The following is a 6887-nucleotide window of genomic DNA, read 5'->3' as shown; positions in this document are numbered from 1 at the left end:
GGGTCGCACTCCTCGTGAGTGCGTGGATTGAAATCATCGACGTGCTCAATTCACCCACGATTTGATTCAGTCGCACTCCTCGTGAGTGCGTGGATTGAAATCGACAGCTGCGTTGAACGGTGCGCCATCAACGGTAAGTCGCACTCCTCGTGAGTGCGTGGATTGAAATATCCTCACACCCCCGTGCTGCCGAAGCCGTTTGGTCGCACTCCTCGTGAGTGCGTGGATTGAAATTAGCCTATTTTATAAGGCAACTACAGCTATTTTGATTTACATGGGAACATTATTTGTTATTAGATTATGTTCCCATGTGTAGTGCATTCGTATTGTTCTATTACACTCTCCAAAATAAATAAAGACTGGCAACTATCCTTCCCGGATAAAATTGCTAGTCTTTATTTGTAGGGGTATTTCAATCACAATGGCGTTTTTCCAGTTTTCTATTAGTCCATTTAAGGGATAGTTTATAAAAAGCCTCAGCCATTAATCAAACAAATCCTTATCAGATAATGATGTGAATGGATTATGTACTTGGCTGGATTTGATTACCTTTTCAGATGGAATGAGCTCACCAGGTCCTTCTTTAACCCTATTGTTCAGTTGACAACAGAAGAGTTTTTCTTCAAGTTCCCTGTTTATTTTTACAAGTTCTTCGTAGGTGGGGGTGCTGGGTATGACGTTTTCAGATTTGTTGGAGTTAATAATAGAAGTTGGCTCTCCCAATTGTACTTTTTTGGCGGCCGCAACAAGATCGACCATGATGTAACTCACAATCGCTTCGGGATTTTCGGCTTGGACATCTGATAAAGGGGTTGCATTTGGAAGGTTTTTTTCGTCGTAAAGCATTAGCTCCAATGCTTCAGCGCCATTGGACAGAGCATCTGTAATTCCAATGCCTTCAGAAATGGCACCCGCGACATCCGGAAATGTCACTGTGTATATTCCCGGAACATTTTCCCTATCATCAAGAATTGCCGGATAAGCGACGTAATGTGTATGTACCATAGGCATAATCATTTTCCTCCTTAAGATATGCTGAAGTATTCATTTGACCTGAACAAAACTAATAAAAAATTGTCTTGCCAACGGTTGTGATCCTACTGCATTTTACTGTAATTCCTGATTATATACAAATTGTATTTGCATTCAGCGCATTTCTCAAAGCGGGGACTCATCAAAACAATTTTATTTTTCCTATTCATCTTTCTTCAATAGAACACGCGTTCTTGAATATGCTCCCCAATAGACGTATACTTAGGGCATATCCTTTACAGTGATCGGGAAAGGGGGGCGTCCAAAATGTTCGACTTCATAAATAAAATATTCAAAAATAAGCAAATGACCGAAGAGGAAAAGATTTCGATCATCGAATTGGTTCATACGGAGGAGTCTTTCATCAGCCCGAGGGATCTTATCGCGGAGCAGGAACGTCAGAAAAGAGCTCAAACCAAGGCTGCGAAAAAACTATGGATCAGCTACGTTTCTCCGCCCTTGAGAATGAACGATAATTTTACAACCCAAGTGGAGGAGGTAGTCGGTGTACTGTTTGAAATCCTATGCACTGTCGTCGATGTCGAACTGAGGAAAAAGCATAAAAACATCAAGCATGTGAGGTATGAGCGTTACTATTACCGCGTCTCCGTCTTTGACGAAATCCATCGGCTGGCCAGAGAAGTGGTTTTCTCGTTTTACAGACAGGACCATATGCACCCGGATGCCTATTTTTCCTATGATCTGCAGGCTATGTTGCCCCGGGATATCCAAAAAATCCTCGCCCGCGAAGTTGAAGAATACCGCAACTATTTGCCTGTTCCGGATGAGGAGACCAGAAAGCATTTCGGCTTGACGCCGTACGGCACCAAAATCGTCTGGTGGGATCCAGCAGGAGTGATTCGGGATAAGCAGCTCTTTGACAGTAACGAAATGGAATACTTCAATCAACTGTCGAAACGTGTGACGCGGTTTACGGAAGTGCCGGCTGCCATGAACGTATGCTTGTCAAAATACGCTGAGCTTTTGCAGATTGTATTGCGTGATTTGGAGGATGAATCCATCAAATGGAAGATCAAACCAAACAATTATTTCCGGAAATTTTTTCGGTTGCCGCTGGATGACGGCCGTGTCTGGGTGGAAACGTTCCGGCTGCCAACTGATCTGTACATCTTGGCCGAGAACACGGTCCGCCGGGAGGTCGAAGGGCTCCGCGTACTGCCTGAGGAGGAAAGCCTGCAGGCACTGGCGCAATATTTTCCGGATGAAACGTTCCGGAAGCTGGAAGACTGCCTGAGCCAGAAAGTTGAGCTGGAGCTGGATTATCCGACCATATCGGGCTTGCGCAACGTGAACAAGACCGTTTGGCATGAGGCTGCCAATCTGTTCATCAGCCAATCGGTGGAGCAGTTCAGCGGGCTGCTTGAGGAGGTTGCAGAGGATCCGGATCTGAAAAAAATCGCCACGAAGGTGATTAAGCTAAGCGAGGATCCGGACAAGCGCCTGATTTTCATTTCCTTGATGGAAAAGGCGGCTTTGCCGGTATCAAAAGCACTGCAAAAAGAACGGGATGGCTTCATTCATCCAACCAGACAGGCCGATTATCAGCAAGTGCTGCTTGATGCAAATCTTCCTATCGAAAGTTTGCCGGGACTGATAAAAGAATTTACGCAACCGATGCGCAAAGAAATCAAACTGGACAAAGACTTAATCACCGCGTCACATTCTGCCCTGGATACGATCATCGATATGGTCGACACGTATCTGAGCGAGGAGGAAACCAGTGAAGTGCTGGCTTCGGCTGCCAGCCTGAATATTTTTGCTGAGCTGGAGATGACGCTGACTGAGGAGCAGAGCGAAGCAGAAAGTTCGCTCTCCACAGTGGCACCTACTTCGGAAGCTATTATTATAGAAGAGACCGAAATGCCGGACAGCGGGCAGGAGCCTGAGCATATGCGGTTCCTGAAACAACTGGTGGCTAACAACGGAATCGCTTTGGCTGATTTCAAGGAACAGGCAAAAAATAAAGGGAAACTCCATCAGGCCTACCTCACGGAATTGAATGAGGTGCTGTATGAAATATTTGATGATCAGGTGTTGGTGATCAGCCAGCAGCAGGTCATCATCGAAGAGGATTTTGTGGAAGAAATGAGGGAATGGATAGATGGCTGAAAGCAAGCTGAGAAAGAAGGATGCCCAAACGATCATCGCCTCGCTTGAGGCAGGTGTTGTACCTGTAAAAGGGGTACAGCATGTGTTGGTGGGCAGGAGCAATGAAGTCAAGGAAATCATCGATACTTTGCAAAAATTGGAAGAAGGCAACAGCGATCTGCGTTTTTGGGTAGGCGATTTCGGATCGGGGAAAAGCTTTGTTTTGCGTACGATCGAATCGTTGGCGCTGCAAAAGAATTTCGTTGTGTCCACAATCGACTTGACGCCGACGCGCCGGTTCTATGATTCATCCGGTAAAGCCCTGGCGCTGTATAACGAAGTCGTCAATAAGATCGTCATCAAGAATAACCGCGACGGGAATGCGATCGAGACGATCGTGCAGCAATGGATCCAGGTGCTGCTCGAGCAGCTTGCCGTAGAAAACAATCTCACCGTTCCCGTTTTGATGGAGAAGTCCCATTGGAAATTGGTGGAGAATGCCATCCTGAAGACGACGAATTCCTTCTATTCATCGGGGCTATCCTATGAATTCGGGCAGGCGCTGATGAAATATTTCGAAGGGATTGCGGGCGACAATATGTCCCTGCAGATCGAAGCGATTCGCTGGATCCGCGGGGATATCACGACGAAAACGGAAGCTTCCAAAGAATTGGGCATCAAGAACGTCATCAACGACTCCAACTACCTGATTGCCTTGAAAAATCTGGCGGAATTGTTCCTGAAAATCGGCTACAAGGGATTCGTCATCAACTTTGATGAATCCGTCAATCTGTACAAACTGCCCCGTTCGTTGACCCGTGAAAAAAATTACGAGATGATCCTCAATCTGTACAATGAGACGAAAACCAATGAAGCAAAAGGCCTGTTCATCAATTTCGGCGCAACGAAGAACACAGTTTATGACGAACGAAGAGGGTTGGCCAGCTATGGCGCTTTGAAAACACGCTTCGGGAACGAATTGATGAAAAACAAGGACTATGTCAATGTGAACAGTACCGTCATCGATCTGAAGCCGTTGACGCCGGAGGAGATCTTTATCCTTTTGACCAAACTGTTGGAAATTTACAATACGGCCTATCAGACGACGCTGGCGGTGAAGGACAGCGAAATTCAGCAGTATATGGAAGAACAGTTGAACCGGCCGGGTGCTGCGGCATTCCTGACGCCGCGCGCCGTCATCAAGGACTATATCGAAATCCTATCCCTGCTGCGCCAGAACCCGGACTATTCATTCAGCCAGATTCTTGCGGATCGCTTCGGCAGAAAGGCGCCCGCCGTGGTGAAGGATGCAGATGACCATGATGAAATAGAGGTTTACTGATGCAAGCATTCGACAGTCTCAAGAGAGACATCCAGCAGTACATCTATGATAAGGGCTGGCCAAGCCTGACGCGCATCCAAAACGCTGCCATCAAACAGGCTGCCGCTACCGATCACAACCTGATTCTGTCCGCTCCGACGGCATCCGGGAAAACGGAAGCGGCATTCATCCCGGCGCTGAACAGCGTGGAAGATTGGGAATCGGGGCTGAAGGTGCTGTACATCTCGCCGCTGAAAGCTCTGATTAATGACCAGTTCCAGCGCATCAGCGAACTCAGTGAATATTTGGATATTCCGATCACGCGCTGGCATGGCGAAGTGTCCCAGGCGCAGAAAAGAAAAGTTGTGAATCAGCCCAAAGGCGTTCTGTTGATCACCCCGGAATCGATCGAAGGCATGCTGGTGAACCGTCCGGGGGAAGCTCAGCACCTGTTCAAAGGGGTGGAATGGATCATCATCGATGAGTTGCACAGTTTTCTGGGGACCGAACGGGGAATCCACCTCCAGTCGCTGCTGCAGCGGATCAGCCAATTCATGCAAGCGCCACGTTTTATCGCGATGAGCGCCACCTTGAACAAGAAGGATTTCGGCTATGCCAAAGCTTTCTTCGGCAGTCCCCGGGATACGGACATTCTCGTGGACCGCGATAAAAATGACCTGCTGATCACGATAGACTACACGAGCGGTGAGGCGGGCCCGTTCGTCGCAAGGGAATCCCTAGAGGCAATCTATCAGTATTCCAAAACGGAAACGATGCTGATTTTCCCTAATTCCCGCAACCGGGTGGAAGAGATCACCCACAAATTGGATAAGATGGCAAAAAAAGAGAATGCGCCCATCCGCTATTTTGCCCATCACTCGTCGGTGGACAAGCTTTTACGGGAGGAAGTTGAATTTTTTGCCAAAAACAATGAGGATCAGCTGTTCACGATCACCTGCACCTCCACCTTGGAATTGGGGATTGACATCGGATCCGTGGACAGCGTGGTGCAGTACGGCTCCCCACCCTCCACTTCTTCGCTGAGCCAGAGACTGGGACGCAGCGGCCGCAGAACCCATCAAAGCATCCTGCACATCGTGGAGGATGACTCCTGGGAAATGCTGCAGACCTATGCCGCACTGGATTTGCTGGAACGGGGTGAATTGGATGCGACGGAAATGATCGAGACACCCTACAATGCGTTGGCGCATCAAGTGATGGCGATCCTTTTCCAGAAGGTCAGTATACCGCTGGCGCAATTGTTGCAGCTGAACAAAACTTTTCCAGTCTGGAGAGCGATTACGGATGAAGATTTGACGCTGTTGATTGACTACATGGTGGAACAGGATTTCATCGAAATCATGGATGAAGAGGCGATTGTCGGCTTGGAAGGGGAGCGTCTGCTGCGCTCCAAGGATTTCTACGCACTGTTTTTCACGACCAGCGATTTTTCTGTCCATTACCAGCATGAGCGCATCGGCAGTCTTCCGTTCACGCCCGATATCCAAATCGAAAGCAAAATATTGCTGGCAGGCAGGGTGTGGATCGTGAAGGATATCGATGTCAAGGCAAAACGCATCCTGGTGGAAAAGACGAAAGAAGGCAGGCCGCCGAAATTCATCAGCGACGAAGGCTTCGTTTCCAATGAAGTGCGCGAAAATATGGAGAAGCTGTTGCGGACGGGAGACTATCGGGAGCTGAACCATGATCAGATCATCCGTGATTTTGATTTTCTGAAGAGTGAACTTTATTATGATCAGGGCAATTATTGGTATGAGGATAACCAGACGAACATCGGCATCGTGACATTCAAGGGGACTAAGTTCAATATCGCGTTGTTGCTGCTCATCAAGAGCATCGCCGCTGAGGGAGAAAAATATCAACTGCACGACAAGCACTCCCTGATCACCGGCCCCGACATCAAGAGGATGATGGAACGGCTCTCTGGAGGTGATGTTTCGCTTGATACTGTCGCAGCTTATCTGGAGAAAAACGAAAAGGCCATCGAAGAGTTGACGGCCCATCAAAAATTCATGCAATTGGTTCCCACAAGCTTGAAAATCAAGTGGATCCTGAACAATTTCTTTACGGTTTGAATGTGGATGCAACTGGCCGCATGGGCTGTGCTCCTGCGAGCGAGGCGTTGCCGGAGTTGGGCATACGTTTGAGGTTGGCTTCTCCGATTACCAAGGCTTCGTCGGAGGTGCGGCCGAAAGTTACCGATGAACTCCGGTGAGCAGCGCTTCACCGGAGCAGGGGTTTGTTTGGAGTTGTTAGGATCCAGTCACATCAAATAAATCAACAAAAATCCGCCAACCTGATAATTCAGTGTCTGGCGGTTTTTTGTCTTGCTCCTGCGAGCGGAGGCTTCGCCGGAGTTGGGTATATATTTGAAGCTGCCTTCTCCGATGACCAAAGCTTCGTC

General features: G+C 48.2%; 4 protein-coding genes. 3 read left to right on the top strand and 1 reads right to left on the bottom strand.

What is annotated here, in order from left to right:
• Window positions 1–483: 483 nt before the first annotated feature.
• Window positions 484–1011, bottom strand: a complete 528-nt coding sequence (locus BMX58_RS02060) for a type II toxin-antitoxin system HicB family antitoxin (protein ID WP_068621552.1) — start codon at window positions 1009–1011, stop codon at window positions 484–486.
• 288 nt (window positions 1012–1299) lie between these two features.
• Here BMX58_RS02060 and BMX58_RS02055 point away from each other — a divergent pair, with 288 nt between their 5' ends.
• Genes BMX58_RS02055 through BMX58_RS02045 form a run of 3 tightly spaced genes read left to right on the top strand, consistent with a single transcriptional unit; the run spans window position 1300 to window position 6558 of the window.
• Window positions 1300–3162, top strand: coding sequence for a tellurite resistance TerB C-terminal domain-containing protein (locus BMX58_RS02055; RefSeq protein ID WP_068621550.1), 1863 nt, complete (start codon window positions 1300–1302; stop codon window positions 3160–3162).
• Window positions 3155–4483 carry an ATP-binding protein gene (locus BMX58_RS02050; protein WP_068621547.1) on the top strand — a complete coding sequence of 443 codons (1329 nt, stop codon included), beginning with the start codon at window positions 3155–3157 and terminating at the stop codon, window positions 4481–4483. The genes BMX58_RS02055 and BMX58_RS02050 overlap by 8 nt, the downstream gene beginning before the upstream one ends.
• Window positions 4483–6558 carry a DEAD/DEAH box helicase gene (locus BMX58_RS02045; RefSeq protein ID WP_068621545.1) on the top strand — a complete coding sequence of 692 codons (2076 nt, stop codon included), beginning with the start codon at window positions 4483–4485 and terminating at the stop codon, window positions 6556–6558. The genes BMX58_RS02050 and BMX58_RS02045 overlap by 1 nt, the downstream gene beginning before the upstream one ends.
• Window positions 6559–6887: the final 329 nt, after the last annotated feature.

The sequence above is a fragment of the Trichococcus ilyis genome, assembly GCF_900109135.1.
Classification (GTDB): Bacteria; Bacillota; Bacilli; order Lactobacillales; family Aerococcaceae; genus Trichococcus; species Trichococcus ilyis.
Note: the sequence above shows the minus strand (reverse complement) of the source record. Positions and strands in the feature narration are given on the sequence as shown.

Bases quoted from the DNA above. Each gene is read 5' to 3' on its own strand.
- BMX58_RS02050 (WP_068621547.1), top strand. From the start codon at position 3,155: ATGGCTGAAAGCAAGCTGAGAAAGAAGGATGCCCAAACGATCATCGCC.
- BMX58_RS02055 (WP_068621550.1), top strand. From the start codon at position 1,300: ATGTTCGACTTCATAAATAAAATATTCAAAAATAAGCAAATGACCGAA.
- BMX58_RS02060 (WP_068621552.1), bottom strand. From the start codon at position 1,011: ATGCCTATGGTACATACACATTACGTCGCTTATCCGGCAATTCTTGAT.
- BMX58_RS02045 (WP_068621545.1), top strand. From the start codon at position 4,483: ATGCAAGCATTCGACAGTCTCAAGAGAGACATCCAGCAGTACATCTAT.